A 23,772-nucleotide genomic window follows, 5' to 3' on the forward strand; every position below is an offset into this window, starting at 1 on the left:
CTGCGGTTCATCAGCCGGGCAAGCCTGCGCTGGCTGAAGCCATTGCACAGGCCGATCTGGATCGTGACGCGCTCTGTGGCGCTGAGTTCGTGATAGGACATGGGGCAACACCTTACCGAAATGGTCGGGTGTTGCACTCAGTTTTTGCGGCCGCCCTGGTAAAGGATGAAGGCATTCGAACGGGGTATTCCGCTGCAGCTGCTGGTGGCTGGCGCCATCATCGCCAGCATGCTGGTGCTGGCGGGGGCTCTGCTGATCCAGGGCTACCGAGGGGTAGAAGGCGCGCTGGTGACGGCGGCTGGGGAGTCGGCCAGCCAGCTGGGCGCGACCATCAACGAGCGTATCCGGCGCCTGATCGACCCGGCGGAAAGCGCACTGCGGCTGCTCACCCACGACCCCATCTCTCAGACGGACAACCTGCCGGCGCGCCTCGATCGCCTGCCGATGCTGGTGGAGAACCTGCGTGCCAACCGCACCCTGAGCGCGGTGTACATCGGTTACCCGAATGGCGAGTTCCTGCTGATCCGCGCCTTGCGCGTACCCGAGGTGCGCCGTGCACTCCAGGCACCCGACGCGGCCAAGTACCTGGTACAGAGCCAGACGCTCAACGGCCAGGGCGGGCTGCTCGGCGAGTGGCGTTTCTACGACAGCGAGCTGCGGCTGCTGCGTGTACAGGAGCGGCCGGATTACCAGTACGACCCTCGACAACGCCCCTGGTACACGGAGGCGCGTGCGACGAGCAAGACCGTACTCACCCAGCCCTACGTCTTCTTCACCACTCGCGAGATCGGCCTGACCCTGGCCCACCGCAGCGTCGACGGCGCGGCAGTGATCGGCATGGACGCTTCGGTGAACGATCTGGGCGGCGAGATGGGCGACCTGCGCCAGACTGCCCACACCGAGTTGGCGGTCGTGGACGGCAAGGGCACGGTGATCGCCTATCCGGACCTTTCCAAGCTGATGGTCCGTGAAGGCGACCAACTGCGCCTGGCCACGCTGGACGAGCTGAAGGTGCCCAGCCTGAGCGAACTGAACGCCAATTCCGTGCCCTCCGGTACACCGCAGTCGTACAAGGTGAACGGCGAGGACTGGTATGGCATCTGGGTGCCGCTGTCGAACTTCACCAGCAACGAAGTGCGGGTGCTCATCGCGATTCCCGCCGTGGAGTTGCTGGCCGGCGCCCGCCAGTTGCTGTTCAACCAGGCGTTGTGGAGCGGCACCTTGCTGCTGGTTCTGCTGCTGATCGGCTGGTACATCGGCCGGCGTATCGCCCGGCCGCTGACGGCATTGGCTGATCAGGTCGGCGCTTTGGCGGCGTTCGATTTCGCCCGGCCGGTGGGGGTGGAGTCAAAGATCGCCGAGGTCCGCGACTTGAGCAGCGTCATGGGCAGCATGTCGCGCACCATCCACAACTTCCAGGCCATCACCCTGACCTTGAGCCGCGAGACACGTCTGGAAAGCATGCTCGAGGGCGTGCTCTCGCGCCTGGTGGAGGCCACCGGCGTGATGGGAGGCGCTGTCTACCTGCTGGAGGACGAAGAGTGTCGCCTGCGGCTGGCCTGCACGGTCAACGGCGAGCAGTATCCGCAGTCCATGCTGATCGAGGGCTTTACCGAGGCGGAGCTGGCCCAGCGGGTGGACCTGGCATTGGCCAATCGCGGGCAGTTCCTCGAGGTTTCGCTGCGCAATCGTTCGGACGAGCTGCTGGGTATCCTGGTCCTGCAGCTGGCGGAGGAGGGCGCCCACAGCCTGCAGCCACGCAAACCATTCAAACGCTTCGTCGAGGAGCTTTCCGGCGCCGCCGCCGTGGCCATCGAGACCCGCCAATTGATCGAGGCCCAACAGCGCCTGCTGGATGCGATCATCAAGCTCCTCGCCGACGCCATCGACGCCAAGAGCCCCTATACCGGCGGCCACTGCGAGCGCGTACCGCAGCTGGCCGACCTGCTGCTGCAGAAGGTCATCGACTCGCACGATGGCGAGTATGCCGGCTTCACCATGAGCGATGCGGAACGCTATGAATTCCAGATCGCCGCCTGGCTGCACGACTGCGGCAAGGTCACCAGTCCCGAATATGTGGTGGACAAGGCGACCAAGCTGGAAACGCTGTACAACCGCCTGCACGAGGTGCGCACGCGTTTCGAAGTGGTCTGGCGCGACATCGAGCTGGACTACTGGCGTGGCATAGCCGCAGGCAACGACATTGGTCTGCTGGCCGCGCGCCGCGACGCGCTGCATGAGGCCTTGCGCGAGGACTACGCCTTCGTCGCCCAGGCCAACGTCGGCGGCGAGTTCATGAAGGACGAGGATATCGAGCGGCTCAGGCAGATCGGCGAGCGTCGTTGGTTGCGCTACTTCGATGACCGCCTGGGCATCTCCCACGACGAGGCCGAGCGGCTGCAGGGGCGGCCCGAACGGCCGCTGCCGGCGGAGGAGTTCCTCCTCGCCGACAAGCCCGAACACCGCGTGCCCTGGGGCGAGCGCAAGCCGCCGGTGGTGAAGGACGACCCGCGAAATATCTGGGGCTTCGACATGCGCCTGCCGCCTTACGCGAGCAACTACGGTGAGCTGTACAACCTGGGTATTCGCCGTGGCACGCTGACCGAGGAGGAGCGTTTCAAGATCAACGAACACATCGTCCAGACCCTGATGATGCTCACCACCCTGCCGCTGCCGCGTCATTTGCGCCGTGTGCCGACCATTGCCGCCAACCACCACGAGAAGATGGATGGCACCGGCTATCCGCGCAAACTGTCCCGGGAGCAGATGAGCATTCCGGAGCGGGTGATGGCGATTGCCGATATCTTCGAGGCGCTGACTGCCGCCGACCGTCCCTACAAGGCGCCGAAGACATTGTCCGAGTCACTGAAGATCCTCGCCTTCATGGCCCGCGACCAGCACATCGACGCCGACCTGTTCCGCCTGTTCATCAGCCAGGGGGTCTACCGGGAGTACGGCGAGCGCTTCCTCCAGCCCGAGCAGATGGATGCCGTGGACGTGCGCGCGATCCTGGAAATCCTGGAGGGGGTGAAGGCTTAGTGGGTTGGGAGTCAGATCTTGCGGATCGGCCCCGGATAGGCGATGAGCTTGCTGTCGTGGGTGATCAGCAGCATGCCCTCCACGTTGGCCTGAGCGACCAGCATGCGATCGAAAGGATCGGCATGCAGCATGGGCAGCGAACCGACGAAGATCGAATGCTCTCCGGTGATCGGTAGCTCGGCGTAACCATTATCCAGCAGTGCTTTGCGCACGATGCTGGGATCGTAGGGAAAGTCCGCGCGTTTCAGCGTGCTCTTGATCGATATTTCCCAGATGCTGGCGGCGCTGAAGAACAGATCGGCTGTTTCAGAAAGGATGAGCGATCTGACCTCGGCGGGCAGCCGCGGGTCATCGGTCAGTACCCAGAGCAGGATGTGGGTATCCAGCAACAGGCGCATCAACAGGAGTCGCCGCTGAATAGGTTGGCGATGTCGTCAGCAAAAGAGGCGTCGATGTCATCTACGGCGGGGTAGATGCCCTTGAGCGCGCCGATGACTTTTTTCGGTTTGTCGCCGATGGCCTCGACTTTCACCAATGGTTTGCCAGCTTTAGCGATGATGAAGGGATGCCCCTTGCTGGCAAGGTCGACCAAGCGAGAAAGGTTGGTCTTGGCATCGTGAATGTTCACGATATCAATATCGGTAGTCATGGCTTAGCCTCGATGATCGTCAGGTTAGCCAACTTGGTGAACTAACCTGGTGCGATGCTAGCCCAGAGACTGGAAGGTGGCAATCCAAATGCAAACCGCCGGCATCAGCCGGCGGTTTTCGTTTCAGGGGCAGGCAGCGATCAACGCCGGGCGAGGTTGGTGGCGTAGCGATTGATCTGCGGGTTCTTCGCCACGGTGCAGCTCTGCCCGGCGAGGAACTGCGAGGTTTTCAGGTATTGCTGCTGCGGGTAGTAGGCGAACACGTAGCTGCCGTTCTTCACCGTATCGATGAGCTGCTGCGCCACCTGCGGGCGCACCGCCGGGCAACCGAGGCTGCGGCCCAGGCGGCCGAGGCCGGGGACGACCTTCGGGTCGGCGTAGGCGGCGGCATGCATGACGATGGCGCGTTCTTCGCTGTTATCGTTGAAGCCCGGCTCCAGGCCCAGCAGGCGCAAGGATCGACCGTGTTTGCCGCTGTAGGTCTGACCGGTCTGGTACAGGCCGATGGAGGACTGGAAGCTCTCCGGGCGATTGGAGAAGGAGGTGGCCATGTCGTCGCCACTCTTCTTGCCATGGGCGACCCACTCCTCGAAGAGCAGTTTGCGCTGCTTCAGGTCGAAGACCCAGAGGCGCTTGTCGCGGGATGGCTTGGAGTAATCGATCACCGTCAGCAGGCGGTTCTGGCCGCCCAACTGGGTACTGGCGCACTGCAGCGCACTGAGCGCCAGGCGCAGGGTCTCGGTATTGGTCGCTGGCGCGAGGCGGTGCAGGTCCTCGGCCGTGGGCAGGGCAGCAGCGGACGCGGTCTGCCAGCTACCGATCGCGAAGAGCGCGGCACTGGCGAGCGAAATCCGGAAGAACCCCCGTAACTTCAAGAAAGTCAGCATGAATACAACATTCCCGTTGAATCGATATGGTTTTTTCTGGGAAACGCCGCATTGTGCGTGATTTTTGACCAGTGATGTGTTTGTTTTTTAATCAAGTATGGTTCCGCCCGTCGGTAATTACGAACTTTCCAGGGCAAGAAATCGCCGCGGAGCGCCGGTATGCGGGACGTAAGACGAAAGGAACCCACCTCGGACAGGCGCCTTGACTCTTTGTGTTTCGAGATTCTTCGGCTGCTTGCACGGCCGACTTGAGGCCGTCTGTCCGGAGGTGAGGGCTGGCAGTTTGGCGTGGGCGGTTGGCAATGGGGGCAGGGAAACGATGAAGAGGTTGTAGGAGAAATCCGGAGCGCTTCGACGTCGCTCCGGTTCATGCTGCTACTCCACGCTCTGGTTCTTGATCGGTTTCTGCTCGGCCTTGCGGTCGTTGGTGGTGATCACGGTGAAGTCCGGGTTGCTGCGCATGTCGCGGGTGGATGGCAGGTCAGTGATTACCAGGGTGCTGCCCACGTCCATGCTGGCCAGCAGGTTGCGCAGGAATTCGCGGTCGAGGCTGAACTTGCCCAGTTGCTCGGCAGGCGACAGGCCTCGCTGCGGGTCGCTGACCTGCACGCTGGTCCAGCGCAGGTTGGGGTTCTCGCTGTCGATTTCGGTTTGCGAGGGCTTTTCCATGAGGGAGAAGGCGGCGACGCCGGTCCGTTCTTCCGGGTGCTGGAAGGCTACCGGTGCGGTGCCGATCTGCAGGCCCCCGCGGTAGACGTAGAGGCGGCGGTCGGCGCGGCTGACCAGCACGGAGACCGGCCCCTTCTCCGCGCCGGGATCGCTCCAGAACGGCACCACCATGCCACTGTCGTCGTGCGGGCCGGCGGCGCGGCCATCACTGACGATGGGCGCGAGCAGGCCGGGGTGGTAAACCTCCACGGGCGAGCTCTTGGCGTCGGAGATGATCACGGTGGTGGAGGTGAAGCCGGTGACTTCGTACAGCTTCTTGGCGAACGCCATCGGCAGGCGGATGCAGCCGTGGGAGGCCGGGTAGCCCGGCAGGTTGCCGGCGTGCAGGGCGATACCGTCCCAGGTCAGGCGCTGCATGTAGGGCATCGGTGCACTGTTGTAGAGGTCGGAGTGGTACTCGACTTTCTTCTGCAGGATGGAGAACACGCCGGTAGGGGTCTCCTTGCCCTTCTTGCCGGTGCTGACGGTGGCTACGCCAATGGCGATGCCATTGCGGTACACGTAGGCGCGCTGCTCGGTGAGGCTGACCACCAGGGTGACCGGACCGGCCGGCGATATCTCCGGGTACCAGAGGAATTGGCCGGGCTTGAGCGTCTTCAGCGCTGCCTGCAGGTCCGAAAGCGGCGAGGGCTTGCTCGGATTGGCGAAGGCGACGCTGGCGCTCAGGGCGATCAGCAGGGCAACCGACAGTTTCTTCATCACCTTTCCTTACGGCGCGGGCATGGCAGGGAGCTTAGCCAAGCGGCGGCGAAGGCTGCAAACTGCCGGGCTGAATGGTTTGCGTGGGACTCTTCTGAATGTTTAGAGGGACATGATCTGTAGGAGCTGACGGAGTCCGCTACCGATCCAATTCGGCGACTTCCTGCACAGTCAGCGCGCGGTATTCCCCGGGTTGCAAGGCCGGGTCCAGCGCCAGGCTGCCCATGCGCTCGCGGTGCAGGCGCGTCACCTTGTTCTGGAAATGGCCGAACATGCGCTTGACCTGGTGGTAGCGGCCTTCGTGCAGGGTCAGGCGCGCGGTGCGAGTGTCGAGGATTTCCAACTGGGCGGGCAGGGTGGTGAGGTCTTCGAAGGCGAAGTACAGGCCCCGCTCGAAGGTCTCGATGTAGCGTTCCTCGATCGGGTCCTCGGTCTCGACGTAATAGACCTTGGGCAGCTTGCGCCCCGGCAGCGTCATGCGCCGCGACCATTGCCCGTCGTTGGTGATGAGCAGCAGGCCGGTGGTGTTGTAGTCCAGGCGGCCGCCGATATGCAGTTCATGTTTGTCCGGTTCGTCGAGCAGGTCGAGCACGGTGCGGTGCTCGGCATCGCGGGTGGCGCTGACGCAGCCGGCGGGCTTGTGCAGCATGAAGTAGCGCGCTGGCTTGCCGACCTGCAGCAGGTCATCGTCCAGCTCCACGCGGGAGAATTCGCGCACTTCATGGCGACCATCGCGCACCACCAGGCCGTCGACGCGCAGGCGGCCTTCGGCGAGCAATTGGCGGGCTTGCTGGCGGTTCAGGTGGGGCAGGTTGGCGATGAAACGGTCCAGACGCATCAGGCGGTCTCATCGTCCTTCAGCCCGGCCGCGCAGCGCGGGCAAAGGCAGGCACGGTCGACCAGCTCGGGCGGGATGCGCTCCAGTGCGTTGCGGTCGATGCGCGTGCTGAAGCACCAGCACGGCTGGCCTTCCAGCGCCGGGTCGGCCTGGGTGCAGCGGTTGGACTGGCCGCAGAGCGGGCAGCGGCTGGGATCGGGAGTGACGTCGTTCATGGCCGGTCAGGGCAGGAAATGGCGGTGAGGCGGGGGCACAGGTTGCAGTGCCGACCCGCATCGCGCAAGCGGATTCGGATCGGCGCGGCGGGTGCCGGTCAGGGCATGTCGATGCGCTGGATCCAGGGTTCCAGGCGCTGGCCGAAGGCGACTTCGGCGACGAAGGGCTGGGCGCGGCCGTCCGCTGCCCGGTGAGGCTGCGCGGTGATCTGGTCCAGCCGCTCGCGCCACTGGTACGGCACGTTGAGGCTGTCGGTGCCGATGGAGCTGGCGGTGCCGCCGAGGGTCCAGATGTGCTGGTAGTAGTTGGAAACGGGGCGTACCTGGCCGTGGACGATCAGGTAGCGCTGGCGATCGGGGTAACGGGCCCGCAACGCCTGCAGGTCCAGGCCGACGTCCTTGAGCAGCAGGCGGGTGTCGGTCTTTTCCACGCTATCCAGTTCGCGGCGGATGAAGTCGCGCTCGTCCGCCAGGCGGGCATTCTGCGGTGCGGCATCGGCGGCCTGGCGGGCTTCGTCGAGACGCTTGCGGGTCAGCTGCACTTCGCGCTCGTGAAGCGGGCCGTTGAGCTCCAGCACCAGCAGGGCCGCGCGCGATTGCTGGCGGCCGAAGCGCCGGGCGCTGTCGTCGTCGACCTGCTCGGGCATGGCGAAGCCGAGTTCGGCCATCTTCTGGCCGTCGAGGGCGGGCTGCCAGCCTCGGTTGTGTTGCCGTGCCTCATCGTCGCGGCTGGGCGTGCGCCAGTGCAGGCGCAGGCTCAGGCCGCTGTTCTCCTTGTACCAGTCGTTGTTGCGCAGCAGCTCGCGCTGGCTGAGCGACAGCACGCTGTCCGGCTCGCCGGAGCGGTTCCAGGCAACGCCACCCAGGGCGACGGCGTTCACCAGCAGGATGAGGCCGACGCCGCTGGCCAGTGCGTGAGTACGTGTCCAGTTCATGGGCGGGCTCCCAGCAGGCCATGGGCGCGGCGCAGGCGGCGCAGGACCAGCAGGATCAGCACCGCGCACAGACCCAGCACGAGGAAGAACAGGTACTTGGGCATGACCTCCCACCACCAGTCGAAGAACTTGGTGTAGAGGAAGATCACGAAGAAGGTCAGCCCGGTATTGACCACTTCCGGCCACTCGCGTCGCGCGCCGAGCCAGATCACCAGTGCAGAGGCGACGAAGCCGAGCACCTGGTAGAGGCTTTCCACAGTCGCATAACGCAGTGGCAGGTAACTGCTGCCGCCCCAATTGGCCAGTACCAGCATGGGCAGGAACAGCCCGAGCAGACCGAATACCCGGTAGATCGTGGCGAAACCGTCGAAACGATGCTGGGAAATGAACGACGGCACGAGGAAGATCAGCAACGCGGCGGGGAAGAAGTTTTCCGGGCGTTCGCCGACGTCCAGCCAGTAGGCACCGCTCCAGGTGCCGACCCGCGCGGCGACGTAACCCATCACGCAGATCAGCGCGGCGGCCAGCAGCAGGCGTGTGTTGCAGGTGTAGGCCAGCAGCAGCGCATAGGCGGCCCAGGGCAGCAGGGCCTTGTCGGACGGGGTGATATTGAATATCTGCCCGAGCATCACGACGTTCAGCACGAAGCAGGCGAAGGCCAGCATGGCGCCGAGCTTGGCGAAGTAGCCGGAGGCGTCGCGGCGTTGCAGTACGAGGGTCAGCAGCAGGCTGATCAGCGAGGCCGCGATGAGGATGATGACCTGCACGCTTTCTCCGAACAGACCCCAGAACTGGTAGAAGAGGAAGAACAGGCTGGCGGCCAGGGCCAGCGCGCCGAGGAAGGAGGCGATGCGCATGCCCAGCGACAGGCGATGGTCCTGGCTGTCGCGGTCGATGTCGAAACGTGCGCGGTAGTCGGTGAGCAGGCGTTGCTGGTGTTCGTGCAGGCGTTCGTGCTGGGTGTTGTCGAGAATGAGGGCGCCTTCCTCGCGCAGGCGACGCAGTTCGCGGTCGAAGGCCTGGATATCGTTGACGCGCTGCTGCGCCTGCTGGTGGCTGAGGTCGGGCATGGCCGGTCCTTGCGGCGGGTGATACCTCGACTCTAGCTGGTGGCGCGAAGGGGTTCCATCGCTGCGTGGGAGAGGCTTAGAGCGCATCGCGCTCTAAGCCATTGCGGGCGTGGTCCGCTCTCGCAGGGAGCTTCGGCAGAATGCCGATGATGCAGCCCTGAGCGTAAGGGCGAGTCAGGCGCGGCTGGCCAGCCACGCCCGCCAGCCGCCGAAGCGGCTGATGTCCTCGGCGCCGTCCAGGCCCCAGGCGTCGCAGATGAAACCGGTCTCCCAACTGCCATCCTCCAGTTGCACCTTGCCCAGCCCCAGCGGTGCCGGGATGCCGGTAAGGAAGGAGCCCAGTTCGGCACTGGGCAGTTCCCAGACTTCCACCTCGATGGCCACGCCGCCTTCGGCCACGCGCAGCATGCCGGGTCGCAGCGGCGGGCCGCCAGCCAGGGCGTAGAGCTTGTAGGTCGGGGCACTCCAGGTGGCGCGCAGCAGGTGGGCGCCGCGCTGGCGCAGTTGCCCGTTCAGCGCCAGGCCGTCGAGGTGCGCGCCGCAGACCACCAGGCGCGCGCGGTCGTTGCGCGCGGCGGTGGCCGAAGCGGTCGGGGCGATGGCGTTGCCGCCGGCGAGCGGCAGGTTGTGCTGGCGTTGCAGGGCGTCGGCTACGCTGAGCAGGTACTGGTCGGTGAAGGCACGACCGAACAGCGTCACGCCCCAGGGCAGGCCGTTGTCCATGATCGCGCTGGGCACCGCCACGGCGGTGTAGTCCAGCAGGTTCATAAAGTTGGTGTAGTAGCCCAGCTCGGAGTTGCGCTTGACCGGTTCGGCGTGCAGCTCGTCCAGCGTTACCGGGCGGCCGATGGTGGGGGTCAGCACGCAGTCGAGGTCGGCGAGGATCGCGTCGCACTGGGTCTTGAGTTCCTGCAGGCGGTATTGTGCGCGGAACGCCTGCACGGCGGTGGCGCCGGGAGCCTTTGCCAGCACGTCGCGGATCACCGGCAGTACGGCTTGCGGGTCGCGCTCGATCAACTCGCCCGCCACGCTGTAGCGCTCGGCGACCCAGGGGCCTTCGTAGAGCAGGCGCGCGGCTTCGAGGAAGGGCGCGAAGTCGATTTCCCGAGCCTCGCCGCCCAGCGCCTTGAGCTGTTCGAGGGCGTCGGTGAACAGCGCCGGGCCTTCGTGGCAGCCGAAGAATTCCAGTTGATCGGCGCGGGGAACCCCAAAGCGGAACGGTTTGGGCGCACCGAAGGCGCTGGCGTCGTTCCATGCCGGATTGGCGCGGCTGTAGCCGTCCCGTGGATCGAGCCTTGCCGTGAGAGCGAGCAGCTCGCTGGCTTCGGCGGCACTGGCGGTGAAGTAGGTGATGCAGTCCAGGGTGCGGCAGGCCGGCACCAGGCCGTGGTTGGACAGCAGCCCCTTGCTCGGTTTCAGCCCCAGCAGGCCGTTGAGCGCTGCCGGCACACGGCCGGAGCCAGCGGTGTCGGTGCCCAGGGCGAAGCTCGCCACGCCCAGCGCCACGGCCAGTGAGGAGCCGGCGCTGGAGCCGCCCGACGGGTACTCGGGCAGCACGCTGTTGCGGCATTCGCCATAGGGCGAGCGGGTGCCATTGAGGCCGGTGGCGAACTGGTCGAGGTTGGTCTTGCCCAGCGGGATGGCGCCCAGCTCGATCAGTTGCTGCACCAGCGTCGCGGATGTTTCCGGCGTGTAGGCGAACGCCGGGCAGGCGGCGGTGGTGGGAATGCCGGCGAGGTCGATGTTGTCCTTGATGGCGAAGGGGATGCCGTAGAGCGGCAGGCTGTCCGGCGATTTCTCATCCAGCGCGGCCAGGTAGGGCTCCAGTTCCTCCAGCGTCAGCAGGTGGATGAACAGGTGGTAGTCCGGGGTCAGCGCGGCGGCCTTGTCGCGCAGTTCGGCGATCAGTTGGCGCGGCGTGGCGCGGCCTTCACGGTAGGCGGCGCGCAGGGTGCTAAGGCGGAGGTCGAAGGTGGTGGGCATGGTCGTGTTTCCTTGGGCCGATCAGTTCTCTGGCTGGGCTGCCCTCACCCCGGTCCTCTCCCGGAGAGAGGGGGGGAAGAGCAGTCCGGCTCGGTGTTGGGTTCGAACCATGGTCGGCCTGGTGGCGCGAACTGTGGTTCAGGTTGGATCCAGCGCTGAGGCCCACTCCGAACAGTTCCCTCTCCCTCTGGGAGAGGGTTAGGGTGAGGGGCTCCTGGCCAGATCGATAACGTCAGCTCAAGCCTCCTCCATCACCACCACCCGTTGCCCGGCGCGCACCGGCGAGCCGGGCTGCACGCGGACCTCGCGCACCACGCCGTCACGCGGGGCAGTCAGGGGGATTTCCATCTTCATGGATTCGAGGATCACCAGGATGTCGCCGGCCTTCACGCTGGCGCCGGCTTCCACCTGCACCTGCCAGAGGTTGCCGGCGATGTGGCTTTCCACGGCGTGCTGGCCGGCGCCGAGCGGGGCTTCGTCGCCGGTGTCGATGGCGGCTTCGTCGCTCTCGAAGTGGGCCTGACCGGAGGCGATCCAGCGCTCGCGCTCGGCATCGAAGGCAGCGCGCTGGTGGCGGCGGAAGGCATCGATGCTGTCGGCTTCCTCGGCGAGGAAGGCCTGGTAGTCGGCCAGGCGCAGTTCGCTTTCTTCGATGCGCAGCGGGTAGCGGCCCAACGGGAAGTCGCGGCGGATGCGCAGCAGTTCGTCCGCCGACACCGGGTAGAAGCGGATCTGGTCGAAGAAGCGCAGCAGCCAGGGCTTGCCGTCGAACGCCGCGACCTCGCGGTAGCGGTTCCACATCTGCAGGGTGCGGCCGACGAACTGGTAGCCGCCGGGGCCTTCCATGCCGTAGACGCACAGATAGGCGCCGCCGATGCCCACGGAGTTTTCCGCGGTCCAGGTGCGCGCCGGGTTGTACTTGGTGGTCACCAGGCGGTGGCGCGGGTCCAGCGGCGTGGCCACTGGTGCGCCGAGGTAGACGTCGCCCAGGCCCATCACCAGGTAGCTGGCCTCGAACACGGTGCGGTACACCGCCTCCAGGTCCGGCAGCTCGTTGATCCGGCGGATGAACTCCAGGTTGCTCGGGCACCAGGGCGCGTCCTTGCGCACCGTGGTCATGTATTTCTCGATGGCCAGTTGGCAGGCCGGGTCGTCCCAGGACAGCGGCAGGTGCACGATGCGCGAGGGGACCTTGAGGTCCTGCGCGGCGCAGACGGCGTCCCAGAGTCCGGCGACGGTTTGCAGCAGGTTGTCCAGCGGCAGGGTTTCCGGCTGGTAGTGCACCTGCAGCGAGCGGATGCCGGGGGTGAGGTCGATCACGCCGTCGAGGTGCTTCGCTTCCAGCGCCTGCATCAGTGCGTGACCGCGGAAGCGCAGCACGAGGTCCAGTTCGGGCTGGCCGATTTCCAGCAGCAGGTGGGTGTCGCCGGAGAGACGGGCGACCAGGCGGGTGTCGTCCTGGCCGAGGTCGAGGACGATGGGGGAGGTGAGCGCGATGCTTGGACTGCCCTCACCCCCCGCCCTCTCCCGCAAGCGGGAGAGGGGGCTGTCCGAGCGGTCGATAGGTGCCGTACTTTCCGGCTGCTCCGAATAGCCCCCTCTCCCTCTGGGAGAGGGTTGGGGTGAGGGAAGGCCGTCTGCGCTAGAGGTGAGTTGCATACCGGTAGGAGCGGGCTTGCTCGCGAATGCTTCCTGCTGGTGATCTCGGCGTTTTGCGGGTTCGCGAGCAAACTCGCTCCGACGAAAGGCGGCCAGGTCGCGGGCGGTGGCGATATCCACCGGCAGGAAACGCACCCTGTCCCCGGCCTTGAGCTGGCCGAGCTGCCAGAGGTCGGCCTCGATCACTGTCACCGGGCAGACGAAGCCGCCCAGGCTCGGGCCGTCCGGGCCTAGGATCACCGGCATGTCGCCGGTGAAGTCCACCGCGCCGATGGCGTAGGGGTTGTCGTGGATGTTCGACGGGTGCAGGCCGGCCTCGCCGCCGCTCTCGCGCACCCATTCCGGCTTCGGGCCGATCAGCCGCACGCCGGTGCGGCTGGAGTTGAAGTGCACTTCCCAGTCGGTGGCGAAGAAGGTGTCGATGTAGGCCGGGGTGAAGTATTCCGGCGCACCGTGGGGGCCGTAGATCACGCGGATGCTGCGCACGGCCGGGAGGTCGGTGCGCAGTTCCGGCGGCAGGCTGGTGCCGTGGCTGTTGTCGGCCAGCTCTGCCAGGTGCAGCACGTCGCCGGCGCGCAGGGCACGGCCACCGTGGCCGCCGAACTGGCCGAGGGTGAAGGTGCTCTTGCTGCCCAGATAATCCGGCACCAGCAGGCCGCCGCGCAGGCTCAGGTAGCTGCGCGCGCCGGTGCCGCTGACTGTGCCGAGGCAGAGCGTGGAGCCGGCGGCGATGAACAGCGACGTGTCCATCGGCTGCGCGACGCCATCCAGGCTGATCGGCAGTACCGCGCCGGTGACGCATACCACCGCGTCAGTGTTGAAGCGCAGGGTCGGGCCGCTCATGGTGATTTCCAGCGCGGCGGCGCCTTCGGGATTGCCCAGCAGGACGTTGCCCAGGCGCAGTGCGCGATCGTCCATCGGCCCGGACGGTGGTACGCCCACGGCCCAGTAGCCGAGGCGGCCGGGGTAGTCCTGCACGCTGGTCTGGGTGCCGGCGCTGATCACTTCGAAGGTCTGCGCGCGGTATTGCAGACCTTCCAGGCAGCGAGTCCAGGGCGAGCCGCTGGCGAAGGGTGCGTCCTTGATGATCTGCCGCAGGTAGTCGCGGTTGCATTCCACGCCGTAGAGCACGCTCTCGGCCAGCGCGCGGTCGAGGCCGGCGCTGGCCTGCTCGCGGGTCGGCGCCCAGGCGATGAGTTTGGCGATCATCGGGTCGAAGTAAGGCGGAATCTCGCAGCCGGCCTCGACCCAGGTGTCGATGCGCAGCGCCTTGCCGTCCGCCGGCGGGAACTGCACGGCGGTGAGCAGGCCGGGGCAGGGCTGGAAATCGCGGCCGGGGTCTTCCGCGTACAACCTTGCCTGGATGGCGTGGCCGGAGGGTTTCAGCGTGGTTGCCAGTTCGGCCAGCGGCGGCAAGTCGCCGGCGGCGAGTTCGATCATCCAGCGCACGAGGTCGACGCCCCAGACCTGTTCGGTGACGCCATGCTCGACTTGCAGGCGGGTGTTCACTTCGAGGAAGTAGAAGCGCTGCGCCTCGCTGTCGTAGACGAACTCCACGGTGCCGGCGCTGCGGTAGCTGACCGCTTTCGCCAACTGGATCGCCGCCGCGCAGAGAGCATCGGCCATGCCAGAGGGCAGGTTGGGCGCCGGGGTTTCTTCCAGCACCTTCTGGTTGCGCCGCTGCACCGAGCAGTCGCGCACGCCGAGGGCGATCACCTCGCCCTGGCCGTCGCCGAAGACTTGCACTTCCAAATGGCGGGCGCGCTCGATGTACTTCTCGATGAACACGCCCGAGTCGCTGAAGTTGTTCTGCCCCAGGCGCTTCACCGCGTCGAAGGCGTCGCGCAGTTCGTCTGCCGAGCGGCACACGCGCATGCCGATGCCGCCACCGCCGGCGGTGCTTTTCAGCATCACCGGGTAGCCGACTTCTTCACCGGCGAGCAACGCGGCTTCGAGGTCGGGCAGCAGGTCGGTGCCTTCGAGCATTGGCACGCCCTGTTCGCGGGCCAGTGCTCGGGCGGTGTGCTTGAGGCCGAATACGCGCAGTTGCTCCGGCGTCGGGCCGACGAAGGCGATGCCGGCGGCTTCGCAGGCTTCGGCGAAGGCAGCGTTTTCCGAAAGGAAGCCGTAGCCGGGGTGGATCGCCTGGGCGCCGCTGGCGCGGGCGGCGGCGAGGATTTTCTCCACGACCAGATAGGTGCTGGAGGCCGGGCCTTCGCCGAGGCTGATGGCCTGGGCGGCCTGCTGGAGGTGCAGGCTGGCGGCATCGGCTTCGGAGTACACGGCGACGCCGCCCACGTTCAGTTCATTGAGCGTGCGCAGGATGCGGCAGGCAATGGCGCCGCGGTTGGCGATCAGGAGCTTGTCGAACATGAGGGCATCCCCATGGGGTGGCGGGCCGTCCCGCCATGATTCGGTGTGCGCCACGGTCGTCCGTGGTGCTGGAGTGGTACTACGGGGCGGATTCGTCCCGGTTCGCGGGCTGGCGCAGCGTCGCGCTGCACTGGGCGCTGCGGCTCTGGCAAAGCGCGAACAGCCACTGGCGCAGGCGCGCGGTCAGTTCCATACCAGCAGCTCCGCCGGCGTCGGGTTCCAGCCGTTGCAGGGGTTGTTGAGCTGTGGGCAGTTGGAGATCAGGACGATGACATCCATGTGTGCGAGCAGCTCGACGTACTTGCCGGCAGCGGAGATGCCGTCCTCGAAGGTCAGGCCGCCTTCGGCGGTGACCGGCACGTTCATGAAGAAGTTGATGTTGTGGCTGATGTCGGCCTTGCTCAGGCGGCCGTCGTGCAGGCTGGCGCGCAGGAAGTTGTCGCGACAGCTGTGCATGTAGCGCTTGTCCAGGGCGTAGCGCACGGTGTTGCTCTCCTGGGCGCAGGCACCGCCGAGGGTGTCGTGGCGGCCGCAGGTGTCGGCGGTGATGGTCAGCATCGGGTTGCCGAGGTTGGACCAGAGCACGCTGCCGGCGCTGAGGTAGACCTGCCCTTGTTTGCGCAGGGTGCGCTGTACGTCGTAGCGCTCGCGCGGATTGGCGGCGCTGAAGAACAGGGTGTCCACCGCCTGGTTGCCTTCCAGGTCGAGGATGCGCAGGGTCTGCCCGGCCTTGAGTTCGGTGAGGCTGGGTTCGCCGGCTGGGATCAGGGTGCGCGAGACGCAGGCTTCGGGGTGTTTGGCGCTGGGGACGATGGGCATGCTCGCGCTCCTTACAGGTACTGGCGTTCGGTGTTGTGGAAGCCGCGGCCGTTCTCCGGGCGGGACGTGCGGCAGAGCACGCTGATGCCGTCGGCGGCAACCTGCTGCCAGGTCAGGCCGATGGGCTTGGGTGCGTACTGCGGGTTCGGGTCCAGGGGGTGTTGCAGGGCGGTTAGCACCACCAGCGTGTCCATCGGTGCGTAGAGCTCGACGTAGTCGCCGGCCTTGGAGTTGCTCTGGGCGAAGCGCAAGCAGCCGTCGGCATCGACGTCCACGCGGCTGAACAGGTTCAGGCACATCAGCAGGTCCTGCAGGCGCATGTCCCACTTGCCCATCTCCACCAGCAGGTTGTCCACGCCGTTGCGGTGGAAGCCGTTGCGCAGTTCCTGGTAGCGCCCCTGGCCGTATTTCTCCTGCACTTCGGCGGCGTTCAGCACGCCGCCGAAGCTGTCGTGCCAGCCGCAGCTGTCGGCGGTGATGGCGGCGAGCACGCGGCCCATGTCCGAGTACAGGCAGTGGCCGGCGGTGAGCTTGGCGGTGTGCTGGCATTTGAGGCTGTCGGGCAGGTTCAGCCGCTCGCTTTTCTCGGCGGCGTTGAACAGCAGCAGGCTGACGTTGCCGCCGCCTTCGATGTCGGTCAGGCGCAGCACTTGGCCGCGCTTGAGGACGAAGGAGGTATGGCCGCCGCCGGGGACGGTTTCTTCGTAGAGGGTGGTGCGCAATTCGTTCATGGCGGGCTCCTTAATAGGCCGGCGTGATCAGCGGGGCGGCGGCCGTTTCCAGGCGCGCGGCGAGCGGTTCGGGCAGGGCGGCGCGGGCGGCCTTGCGGTCCGCGTTGAGCGGGATGTCGTAGGTGATGCGGGCGCCGTAGGCGGTGGGCGCCTGCGGGTCGTGGCGGACCTTGTCGAAGACCAGCAGGCGGGTGCCCAGGCTGAAGCCCTCGGCGAGGTCGTGGGTGACCATGAACACGGTGAGCCGGGTTTCCTGCCACAGCTCCAGCAGCAGGGTGTGCATGTCCTTGCGGATGCCGGGGTCGAGTGCGCCGAAGGGTTCGTCGAGCAGCAGCACGCGGGGCTTCATGATCAGCGCCTGGGCAATCGCCAGACGTTGCTGCATGCCGCCGGAGAGAGCGGTCGGATATTGCTGCAGCGCATGGCCGAGGCCGACCCGTTCGAGCAGGGCGGCGGCCTGCTCGCGGGCCTCGCGCTTGGCGTTGCCCAGCAGCCGGCCGAGCAACGGCGAGCGCGGCAACTCCAGGCCAAGGGCGACGTTGTCGAGCACGGACAGATGCGGGAACACCGAGTAGCGCTGGAACACCACGCCACGGCTCGGGTCGGGCTCGCCCGGCAGCGGTTGGCCTTCGAGCAGCAGCTCGCCACGGCTGAGGCTCTCCTGGCCGAGCAGCAGGCGCAGGAAGGTGGACTTGCCGCAGCCGGAGGCGCCGACCAGGGTGCAGAACTCGCCTTCCTTTACCTCCAGGTTGAGGCGCTCCAGCACTACGTTGCCGGCATACTCCTGCCAGACGTTCTTCACGTTGATGAAAGGAGTGGCAGCTACTGCGCGTTGCGATTGCTGTGTTGCGCGGTGCTCGCAATCCTCATGGACTACGTTTCCACTCCGGTTGCTGCGCTCCGGGCAACTGGCACTCGTAGCGCTCGCTACGCTGCTTGTCTGTCTATCGCTCATGCCTTGCCTCCTTCGTACCAGGGGAAGGCGCGCCGGGTGAGCAGGCGCAGGCCGTAGTCCATCAGCCAGGCCAGCGCCGTGATCCACACCACGTAGGGCAGGATCACGTCCATGGCCAGGTAGCGGCGCACGAGGAAGATGCGGTAGCCCAGGCCGTCGGTAGAGGCGATGGCTTCGGCGGCGATGAGGAACAGCCAGGCCGAGCCGAGCATCAGGCGCAGGGAAATCAACAGGCGCGGCATCAGTTGCGGCAGCACCACGCGCAGGATCAGCGTCCAGGTGCTAGCGCCCAGGGTCTGCGCCTTGATCAGCAGTTCGCGGGGGATTTCCCTCGCGCGCTGTTCGATGTCGCGGGCGATGCACGGGGCGACGCCGATGACGATCAGCACCACCTTGGACAGCTCGCCGAGGCCGAAGACGATGAACAGCACCGGCAGGATCGCCAGCGGCGGGATCATCGACAGCACGGTGAGCAGCGGCGATAGCGGCGCACCGAACAGCGGCACGCTGCCGGCGGCAATGCCCAGCACCAGGCCGAGCAGGGCGGCGATGCCCAGTCCCAGGCCGAGGCGTTGCAGGCTGGCGCCGGTGTCCTGCCAGAACAGCACGTCGCCGGTGCGCTTGTCTTCGCTGAAAGCCAGGCGGCTCACCGCGTCGGCCATCTGCGCGGCGCTGGGCAGCAGCTTGTCGTTGGGGTTCTCCGCCAGCCGCGAGGTGGAGCCCGCGAAGTAGGCGAACAGCAGCAGGGCGAAGGGCAGCAGCACCAGGAACAGGCGGCCGCTGCGGTCGGGGATTCGGTTGATCAGGCGCATGCTTCGTACCTGTTTATTGCGGGCCTTTGGGGCCGTTTACTGCTTTGCGTGAGTTCGTGCCGATGCTTTTCCCTCACCCCAGCCCTCTCCCGGAGGGAGAGGGGGTTGTCCGTGCCGGCGGATGCCAGGGTTTCAACCTGCACCAACCAGTTCCCTCTCCCTCTGGGAGAGGGTTAGGGTGAGGGGCTCTTGCAGGCTCCGGTGTCAGAGCTTTCCCTCAGCCGCCATCTGCACGTAGCTCGGGTCGAAGCGCAGCTTGAGATTCTTCGCGTCGCCGGTGGAAAGCCCGCCGGCGAAGCTCATGCCCACCGCGGCTGCGCTTTTCGCGCCTTCGCCGAGCAGGCCGTGGGCGAAGGAGAAGGCCGCGACCTTGTCCATGGTCGCCGGCAGTTTCGGGCTGGTGGCAAAGGCCAGCGCCTCCTGCGGCGTGGCAAACAGCTTGGTGGTGGCGAGCTGGCTCTGGTAGCCGGCGAGGTCGGTGCCCGAGGCCTTGGCCATGTGTTCCAGCGCGGCGCGGGTTTCGGCGCTGTCGCCCTGCATCAGCGCGACGGTTTCGAACCAGGCGCCGGTCAGGGCCTTGCCCAGGGCCGGGTTGTCCTTCAGGACGGCGCTGTTGACCACCATCATGTCCATGATCTCGCCGGGGATCTGGCTGGAGTTGAACACCTCGGTAGTGCCCGGCTTGGCGCGGGCCTCGGCGAGCATCGGGTTCCAGGTGGTCACGGCCTGCACCTCGTCGGTGTTGAAGGCGGCGGCGATGTCGGCGTCGGAGGTGTTCACCGTCTTCACGTCCTTCTCGCTCAGGCGGGCGCTTTCCAGCGCGCGGGCGAGCAGGTAGTGGGAGACCGAGAGCTCCACGAGGTTGACGTTCTGCCCCTTGAGGTCGGCCAGGGTCTTGCCTTCGCCCTTGAGGACGATGCCGTCGTTGCCGTTGGAGAAGTCGCTGACGATCAGCGCGGTGGAGTCGACGCCGCCGGCGGCGGGAATGGTCAGGGCGTCCATGTTGGTCATGGTGCAGCCGTCGAACTGGCCCGCGGTGTACTGGTTGATCGACTCGATGTAGTCGTTGAGCTGGGTGACCTTGATCTCGATGCCGTACTTCTTCGCCCACTTGTCGACGATGCCGTGGCTGGCCGCGTATTCCCAGGGCATCCAGCCGGCGTAGATGGTCCAGCAGAGGTTGAAGCTGTTCTTCGCGGCGGCGGAGGCTGAGAGGCTGAAGGCGGCGAGGCCGGCAGCGAGCAGGGCGGTCAGAAGGGGCTTGCGCATGGAGCATCTCCAGTCGATTGTCGGGCAGGCAGGAGTCGGGCGGCACGTGTCGCTCTCGTCTCCCGGGCTTTTGTCCCGCCGTGTAACCTCGCTGGAGGTCGATGACTCTCGGACCAGTCACTCGCTTGGCGAGCCGGAACCCTAGTCATCCATTTCAGATTGTGGTGCCGCTGTCCGAGTGCTTCGGATCGTTCCTGCACAGGCGAAATAAAGCGAGCGGCGTGCCAAGTCGGCGAAAGTGCCGGGGCAGAAGGGCTACGGTGGAGTGGTGGATGTTTTTCGGTGCACGCGAGGGCGTTCGCCTGCCCTCAAATGAAGCGTGGCGCCGCTTCCTGGTGCGCGGGCCAGTCGAAAGGCAGGAGCGTGGCGGGCGTGGCCGGCGGCAGACTGCTGCGACCTTCACCTTGAGGAATCCATCGCCATGTCCGAGTTGCTGAGCTTTGCCAAGGGCGCGCTGACCATGTTCTGGCTCGCTGCCGTGCTCAACCTGATCTATCCGTTCGGCGAGTTGCATCGCCCGCTGCTGTGGCTCTCCGCGATCCTGCTGGTGGTGCATGTGGGCGAGGTGCTGTTGCTGGCGCGTCGGCGTTCGGTCACCGAGAAGGTGCAGGTGCTGCTGTTTGGCGTGCTGCATCTGCAAAGCCGCAAGGTTCGCCGTCTGGAAACTGTAAACGGCTGATTTACCCAAGCTTTACCTTTCGACGCGGCACCGTGTTCTGAGCGGAATGTCTGATCTTGCGAGACCGGAAGAATGTACGCCCCGCATCCCGGCGGGGCGGCCGGCTCGCTTGATGGAGGCGCCATGCGTCGTTTCTTCGCTGCTGTACTGATGATCCTTCCGTTGACCGGCTGCGTGGTCTACGAGCATGACCACGACCGTGGAGGCTGGCGTGATCGCCCGCACTATTATCGCCCTGCGCCGCCACCGCCGGCGTACTACGGTGGCCCCTACCAGAGTTGGCACCGGTGAGTTGCCGGTTCGATCGGAGCGTGGGGCCGATGGCTATCGCTGCGCTCCACGCCCTCCTGCGGAATCACTCATGACGCGGTATTGAATGCCGCGTCTTCCTCCAGCAACAGCTCGACGAACTGGCTGGCCGCCGGCGACAGGCTGCGGCCGGCGTGCCGCACCAGCGCGTAGGCTGAGCCGCGCCCGGCCACTTCGCCATTGGGCCAGGGCAGCACGGCGAGCCTGCCAGCCTGGACGTCGGCGGCGACCACGTCCCAGGTCGCGAGGCAGAGCACGTCGCTGCCCTTCACCAACTCCTTGAGCATCAGCACGTCATCGCATTGCACGCTCAACGGTTGTGCGCGGCCCAGGATGCGCGAGAGTCCCTCGTGGGCGTCGCGGGGCAGGCGCGGCCCCGCCAGCGGATAGCTGAGCACGCTGTCGAGCGAGGGTTGGCCGGCCATCAGCGGATGCCCTGGCCGGCAGAACAGCACGCCGCGGTGCTCGCGCAGCGGCAGAATCTCGAGGCGACTGTCGCCCTCCAGTTCGCGGTAGTCGGCGACGAACAGCTCCAGCTCATCATCCAGCAGGCGCTGCTGCAATTCGCCCCAGTTTTCGATGGACAGCAGGATCGACACCTTCGGGTGGGCGCTGCTGTAGCGCGCCAGTACCTGGGGCAGCAGTCGCGCGCCGGGGAAGGGGCCGGCGCCCAGGCGCAGCTCGCCGGTTTCCAGGTCCGCCAGTTGCAGCACCGCGTTCTTCAGCGCGCGATCGCCAGCCAGCAGTCGGCGGGCATGCTCCAGTACCAGCCGGCCGTGGGCGGTGAGGGTGACGCCGCGCGGGTTGCGGTCCACCAGCTGGCAGTTCAGCTGGCCCTCCAGCGCCTGGATACTGCGCGACAGGGCGGGTTGGCTAAGATTCACCACATCGGCGGCACGGGCGAAGTGGCTGTGCTCGGCGAGGGCGACGAAGTGGCGTAGCTGGCGGAGATCGCTCATGTGCTTCCTGCATCGATATTGAAATTGGAATGCATTGGAATTATTAGCGCGACGGCCGGCATAGTGCGAGCACAACAACAAATACCGGAGCCTTCCGAATGTCCCGTCTTTCCGCTGCCGTCCTGCTGGCCGGTCTCTGCCCCGGCCTGCTGATCGCCGCCGAGCAGCCCAAACCGCCGACCTCCTTCACCGAAGCCGCCCAGGAACAGGTGCGCCAGTCGCTGCCGTTCAGCGATCGCGCCGACTTCGACCGGGTGGAGAAGGGCCTGATCAAGCGCCCCGACAACCTGGTGATCAAGAACGATGACGGCAGCGTCGCCTGGCAACTGGGCGACTACGACTTCATCAAGGCTGCGAAAGACCTGGGCAGCGTCAATCCCAGCCTGATGCGCCAGGCGCAGCTGAACCTGTCCTACGGGCTGTTCAAGGTCACCGACGGCATCTACCAGGTGCGCGGCTACGACCTGGCCAACACCACCTTCATCGAAGGCAAGACCGGCTGGATCGTCATCGACACCCTGACCACCCCCGCGACCTCCAAGGCTGCCTACGCCCTGGTGAGCCAGGAACTGGGGCAGAAGCCGATCCGCGCGATCATCTACAGCCATGCCCATGTCGACCACTTCGGCGGGGTGAAGGGCCTGGTCAGCCAGGAGCAGGTGGACAAGGGCGAGGTGCAGATCATCGCGCCCAAGGGCTTCATGGAGGCGGCGATCAAGGAAAACGTCATGGCCGGCAACGCCATGATCCGCCGTGCCACCTACCAGTACGGCACCGTTCTGCCCAAGGGCCCGCAGGGGCAGGTGGACATGGCCATCGGCAAGGGCGTGGCACACGGCCCGCTGAGCATCATCGCGCCGACGAAACTGATCGATGGCGAGTTGCAGGACCTGGAAATCGACGGCGTGCCCTTCACCTTCCAGAACACCCCGGGCACCGAATCGCCGGCAGAAATGAACGTCTGGCTGCCGCAGCAGAAGGCGTTGCTGATGGCCGAGAACGTCACCGCCACCCTGCACAACCTCTATACCCTGCGCGGTGCCGAGACGCGCGACCCGCTGGGGTGGAGCAAGTACATCAACGAGGCGCTGCACCGTTTCGGCGACAAGGCCGAGGTGATGTTCGCCGTGCACAACTGGCCGCGCTGGGGCCACGAGGACATCGTCCGCACGCTGGAGAAGCAGCGTGACATGTACGGCTACCTGAACGACCAGACGCTGCACCTGGCCAACAACGGGGTGACCATCAACCAGATCCACGAGCGCCTGAAGGTGCCGCCGGAGCTGGCCAACGAGTGGTTCAACCGTGGCTACCACGGCAGCGTCAGCCACAACGTGCGTGCGGTGGTGAACAAGTACCTGGGCTACTACGACAGCAACCCGGCGACCCTGAACCCGCTGGCGCCGGAGGATTCGGCGAAGAAGTACGTCGAGTTCATGGGCGGTGCCGATCACCTTTTGCAGATGGCCAAGGCCTCGTTCGACAAGGGTGAATACCGCTGGGTGGTGGAGGTGGTGAACAAGCTGGTCTTCGCCGACCCGACCAACCAGGCCGCGCGCAACCTGCAGGCGGACGCCCTGGAGCAGCTCGGCTACCAGGCGGAGAACGCCGGCTGGCGCAACAGCTACCTGGTTGCCGCGCAGGAGCTGCGCAACGGCGTACCGCGGAACCTGCCATCGCTGCGCGTCAGCAATCCCGATGCGCTGGCGGCCATGGATACCGGCCTGCTGTTCGACTACCTCGGCGTGCGGATGAATGCGCAGAAGGCCGAAGGCGAGGACTTCAGCATCAACCTGGTGCTGCCGGACAAGAACGAGCAGTACCTGCTGGAGCTGAAGAACTCGCACCTGAACAACATCAAGGGCGTGCAGAGCGAAAACGCCGGGCAGACCGTGACCATCGACCGCGCCGACCTCAACCGCCTGATGCTCAAGGAGGTTTCGCCGGTGCGCCTGGTGTTCGAGGGCAAGCTCAAGAGCTCGGGCAACCCGCTGTTGCTGGCGAAGTTGTTCGGCCTGCTCGATGACTTCGACTTCTGGTTCGACATCGTGACCCCGCCCGAAAAGAGCTGAACGCGCTCCCCTCTCCGGCGCGGCTGACATCCCTCCAGGCCGCGTCATCCGGTGATGGCACAATGCAGTGATTGCATTGTGCCATTGTTTT

Annotated in this window: 21 protein-coding genes and 1 riboswitch; of the genes, 4 read left to right on the top strand and 17 right to left on the bottom strand. The window is 66.0% G+C overall.

The window, feature by feature from the left end; genetic code table 11:
- Positions 1 to 101 (bottom strand): helix-turn-helix domain-containing protein (locus tag A9513_RS35145; protein ID WP_141678484.1); only part of this gene is annotated, 101 nt, incomplete at its 3' end.
- Between the two features lie 64 nt (positions 102 to 165).
- On the opposite strand from A9513_RS35145, the gene A9513_RS22340 reads away from it, so the two are divergent.
- On the top strand, positions 166 to 3,039 hold the full coding sequence (locus A9513_RS22340) for an HD domain-containing phosphohydrolase (protein WP_024767719.1): 2,874 nt from the start codon (positions 166 to 168) through the stop codon (positions 3,037 to 3,039).
- A gap of 11 nt (positions 3,040 to 3,050) precedes the next feature.
- On the opposite strand, the gene A9513_RS22345 is transcribed toward A9513_RS22340, so the two are convergent.
- The 15 genes from A9513_RS22345 to A9513_RS22415 form a co-directional block, all read right to left on the bottom strand.
- Entirely contained in the window at positions 3,051 to 3,437 is a 387-nt protein-coding gene (locus A9513_RS22345) for a type II toxin-antitoxin system VapC family toxin (protein ID WP_024767720.1), read from the bottom strand.
- Positions 3,437 to 3,688, bottom strand: a complete 252-nt coding sequence (locus tag A9513_RS22350; protein WP_037008282.1) for a type II toxin-antitoxin system Phd/YefM family antitoxin — start codon at positions 3,686 to 3,688, stop codon at positions 3,437 to 3,439. Before A9513_RS22350 ends, A9513_RS22345 begins: the two co-directional genes overlap by 1 nt.
- A 140-nt stretch (positions 3,689 to 3,828) precedes the next feature.
- Positions 3,829 to 4,575 (bottom strand): murein L,D-transpeptidase catalytic domain family protein, encoded by a 747-nt coding sequence (locus A9513_RS22355; protein ID WP_024767722.1) that lies wholly within the window; start codon positions 4,573 to 4,575, stop codon positions 3,829 to 3,831.
- Positions 4,576 to 4,950: 375 nt separating this feature from the next.
- Positions 4,951 to 6,003 (bottom strand): L,D-transpeptidase, encoded by a 1,053-nt coding sequence (locus A9513_RS22360; RefSeq protein WP_065085611.1) that lies wholly within the window; start codon positions 6,001 to 6,003, stop codon positions 4,951 to 4,953.
- Between the two features lie 139 nt (positions 6,004 to 6,142).
- Entirely contained in the window at positions 6,143 to 6,841 is a 699-nt protein-coding gene (locus tag A9513_RS22365) for a pseudouridine synthase (protein ID WP_065085612.1), read from the bottom strand.
- The gene (locus A9513_RS22370) at positions 6,841 to 7,056 is read right to left on the bottom strand and encodes a cysteine-rich CWC family protein (protein ID WP_037011248.1); all 216 of its coding nucleotides are present in this window, start codon (positions 7,054 to 7,056) and stop codon (positions 6,841 to 6,843) included. Before A9513_RS22370 ends, A9513_RS22365 begins: the two co-directional genes overlap by 1 nt.
- 98 nt (positions 7,057 to 7,154) lie before the next feature.
- Complete coding sequence (locus A9513_RS22375) at positions 7,155 to 7,991, bottom strand: DUF4824 family protein (protein ID WP_065085613.1); 837 nt, start codon at positions 7,989 to 7,991, stop codon at positions 7,155 to 7,157.
- Complete coding sequence (locus A9513_RS22380) at positions 7,988 to 9,061, bottom strand: DUF2157 domain-containing protein (RefSeq protein WP_024767727.1); 1,074 nt, start codon at positions 9,059 to 9,061, stop codon at positions 7,988 to 7,990. Before A9513_RS22380 ends, A9513_RS22375 begins: the two co-directional genes overlap by 4 nt.
- Before the next feature lie 174 nt (positions 9,062 to 9,235).
- Positions 9,236 to 11,044 (bottom strand): allophanate hydrolase, encoded by a 1,809-nt coding sequence (gene atzF, locus A9513_RS22385; RefSeq protein WP_065085614.1) that lies wholly within the window; start codon positions 11,042 to 11,044, stop codon positions 9,236 to 9,238.
- A 237-nt stretch (positions 11,045 to 11,281) separates the two neighbouring features.
- Complete coding sequence (locus tag A9513_RS22390) at positions 11,282 to 15,076, bottom strand: 5-oxoprolinase/urea amidolyase family protein (RefSeq protein WP_065085615.1); 3,795 nt, start codon at positions 15,074 to 15,076, stop codon at positions 11,282 to 11,284.
- A 183-nt stretch (positions 15,077 to 15,259) separates the two neighbouring features.
- Positions 15,260 to 15,895 carry an urea amidolyase associated protein UAAP2 gene (locus tag A9513_RS22395; protein WP_037011240.1) on the bottom strand — a complete coding sequence of 212 codons (636 nt, stop codon included), beginning with the start codon at positions 15,893 to 15,895 and terminating at the stop codon, positions 15,260 to 15,262.
- 11 nt (positions 15,896 to 15,906) lie between these two features.
- Positions 15,907 to 16,626, bottom strand: coding sequence for an urea amidolyase associated protein UAAP1 (locus tag A9513_RS22400; RefSeq protein ID WP_065085616.1), 720 nt, complete (start codon positions 16,624 to 16,626; stop codon positions 15,907 to 15,909).
- A 10-nt stretch (positions 16,627 to 16,636) separates the two neighbouring features.
- A complete protein-coding gene (locus tag A9513_RS22405; RefSeq protein WP_255302881.1) occupies positions 16,637 to 17,581 on the bottom strand; it encodes an ABC transporter ATP-binding protein in 945 nt (314 codons plus the stop codon).
- Entirely contained in the window at positions 17,578 to 18,393 is an 816-nt protein-coding gene (locus A9513_RS22410) for an ABC transporter permease (RefSeq protein WP_065085617.1), read from the bottom strand. Before A9513_RS22410 ends, A9513_RS22405 begins: the two co-directional genes overlap by 4 nt.
- Positions 18,394 to 18,597: 204 nt before the next feature.
- A complete protein-coding gene (locus A9513_RS22415; RefSeq protein ID WP_065085618.1) occupies positions 18,598 to 19,662 on the bottom strand; it encodes a putative urea ABC transporter substrate-binding protein in 1,065 nt (354 codons plus the stop codon).
- 57 nt (positions 19,663 to 19,719) lie between these two features.
- Positions 19,720 to 19,818, bottom strand: a riboswitch (guanidine-I (ykkC/yxkD leader).
- Between the two features lie 265 nt (positions 19,819 to 20,083).
- Here A9513_RS22415 and A9513_RS22420 point away from each other — a divergent pair.
- Positions 20,084 to 20,341 carry a DUF1145 domain-containing protein gene (locus A9513_RS22420; RefSeq protein ID WP_024767733.1) on the top strand — a complete coding sequence of 86 codons (258 nt, stop codon included), beginning with the start codon at positions 20,084 to 20,086 and terminating at the stop codon, positions 20,339 to 20,341.
- Positions 20,342 to 20,464: 123 nt separating this feature from the next.
- Positions 20,465 to 20,632, top strand: coding sequence for a hypothetical protein (locus A9513_RS36180; RefSeq protein ID WP_176707273.1), 168 nt, complete (start codon positions 20,465 to 20,467; stop codon positions 20,630 to 20,632).
- Positions 20,633 to 20,700: 68 nt separating this feature from the next.
- Here the strand turns inward: A9513_RS36180 and A9513_RS22425 are convergent, their stop codons facing one another.
- Entirely contained in the window at positions 20,701 to 21,609 is a 909-nt protein-coding gene (locus A9513_RS22425; protein WP_065085619.1) for a LysR family transcriptional regulator, read from the bottom strand.
- Between the two features lie 98 nt (positions 21,610 to 21,707).
- Between A9513_RS22425 and A9513_RS22430 the strand changes: the two genes are divergently transcribed.
- Positions 21,708 to 23,681 carry an alkyl/aryl-sulfatase gene (locus A9513_RS22430; protein WP_065085620.1) on the top strand — a complete coding sequence of 658 codons (1,974 nt, stop codon included), beginning with the start codon at positions 21,708 to 21,710 and terminating at the stop codon, positions 23,679 to 23,681.
- The last annotated feature ends 91 nt before the right edge of the window (positions 23,682 to 23,772 follow it).

The organism is Pseudomonas sp. AU12215, assembly GCF_001675465.2.
GTDB classification, from domain to species: Bacteria; Pseudomonadota; Gammaproteobacteria; order Pseudomonadales; family Pseudomonadaceae; genus Pseudomonas; species Pseudomonas nitroreducens.

Excerpts from the sequence above, each read along its gene's own strand:
- A9513_RS22340 (WP_024767719.1), top strand. The coding sequence starts at position 166 with ATGAAGGCATTCGAACGGGGTATTCCGCTGCAGCTGCTGGTGGCTGGC.
- A9513_RS22345 (WP_024767720.1), bottom strand. The coding sequence starts at position 3,437 with ATGCGCCTGTTGCTGGATACCCACATCCTGCTCTGGGTACTGACCGAT.
- A9513_RS22350 (WP_037008282.1), bottom strand. The coding sequence starts at position 3,688 with ATGACTACCGATATTGATATCGTGAACATTCACGATGCCAAGACCAAC.
- A9513_RS22355 (WP_024767722.1), bottom strand. The coding sequence starts at position 4,575 with ATGCTGACTTTCTTGAAGTTACGGGGGTTCTTCCGGATTTCGCTCGCC.
- A9513_RS22360 (WP_065085611.1), bottom strand. The coding sequence starts at position 6,003 with ATGAAGAAACTGTCGGTTGCCCTGCTGATCGCCCTGAGCGCCAGCGTC.
- A9513_RS22365 (WP_065085612.1), bottom strand. The coding sequence starts at position 6,841 with ATGCGTCTGGACCGTTTCATCGCCAACCTGCCCCACCTGAACCGCCAG.
- A9513_RS22370 (WP_037011248.1), bottom strand. The coding sequence starts at position 7,056 with ATGAACGACGTCACTCCCGATCCCAGCCGCTGCCCGCTCTGCGGCCAG.
- A9513_RS22375 (WP_065085613.1), bottom strand. The coding sequence starts at position 7,991 with ATGAACTGGACACGTACTCACGCACTGGCCAGCGGCGTCGGCCTCATC.
- A9513_RS22380 (WP_024767727.1), bottom strand. The coding sequence starts at position 9,061 with ATGCCCGACCTCAGCCACCAGCAGGCGCAGCAGCGCGTCAACGATATC.
- atzF (WP_065085614.1), bottom strand. The coding sequence starts at position 11,044 with ATGCCCACCACCTTCGACCTCCGCCTTAGCACCCTGCGCGCCGCCTAC.
- A9513_RS22390 (WP_065085615.1), bottom strand. The coding sequence starts at position 15,076 with ATGTTCGACAAGCTCCTGATCGCCAACCGCGGCGCCATTGCCTGCCGC.
- A9513_RS22395 (WP_037011240.1), bottom strand. The coding sequence starts at position 15,895 with ATGCCCATCGTCCCCAGCGCCAAACACCCCGAAGCCTGCGTCTCGCGC.
- A9513_RS22400 (WP_065085616.1), bottom strand. The coding sequence starts at position 16,626 with ATGAACGAATTGCGCACCACCCTCTACGAAGAAACCGTCCCCGGCGGC.
- A9513_RS22405 (WP_255302881.1), bottom strand. The coding sequence starts at position 17,581 with ATGAGCGATAGACAGACAAGCAGCGTAGCGAGCGCTACGAGTGCCAGT.
- A9513_RS22410 (WP_065085617.1), bottom strand. The coding sequence starts at position 18,393 with ATGCGCCTGATCAACCGAATCCCCGACCGCAGCGGCCGCCTGTTCCTG.
- A9513_RS22415 (WP_065085618.1), bottom strand. The coding sequence starts at position 19,662 with ATGCGCAAGCCCCTTCTGACCGCCCTGCTCGCTGCCGGCCTCGCCGCC.
- A9513_RS22420 (WP_024767733.1), top strand. The coding sequence starts at position 20,084 with ATGTCCGAGTTGCTGAGCTTTGCCAAGGGCGCGCTGACCATGTTCTGG.
- A9513_RS36180 (WP_176707273.1), top strand. The coding sequence starts at position 20,465 with ATGCGTCGTTTCTTCGCTGCTGTACTGATGATCCTTCCGTTGACCGGC.
- A9513_RS22425 (WP_065085619.1), bottom strand. The coding sequence starts at position 21,609 with ATGAGCGATCTCCGCCAGCTACGCCACTTCGTCGCCCTCGCCGAGCAC.
- A9513_RS22430 (WP_065085620.1), top strand. The coding sequence starts at position 21,708 with ATGTCCCGTCTTTCCGCTGCCGTCCTGCTGGCCGGTCTCTGCCCCGGC.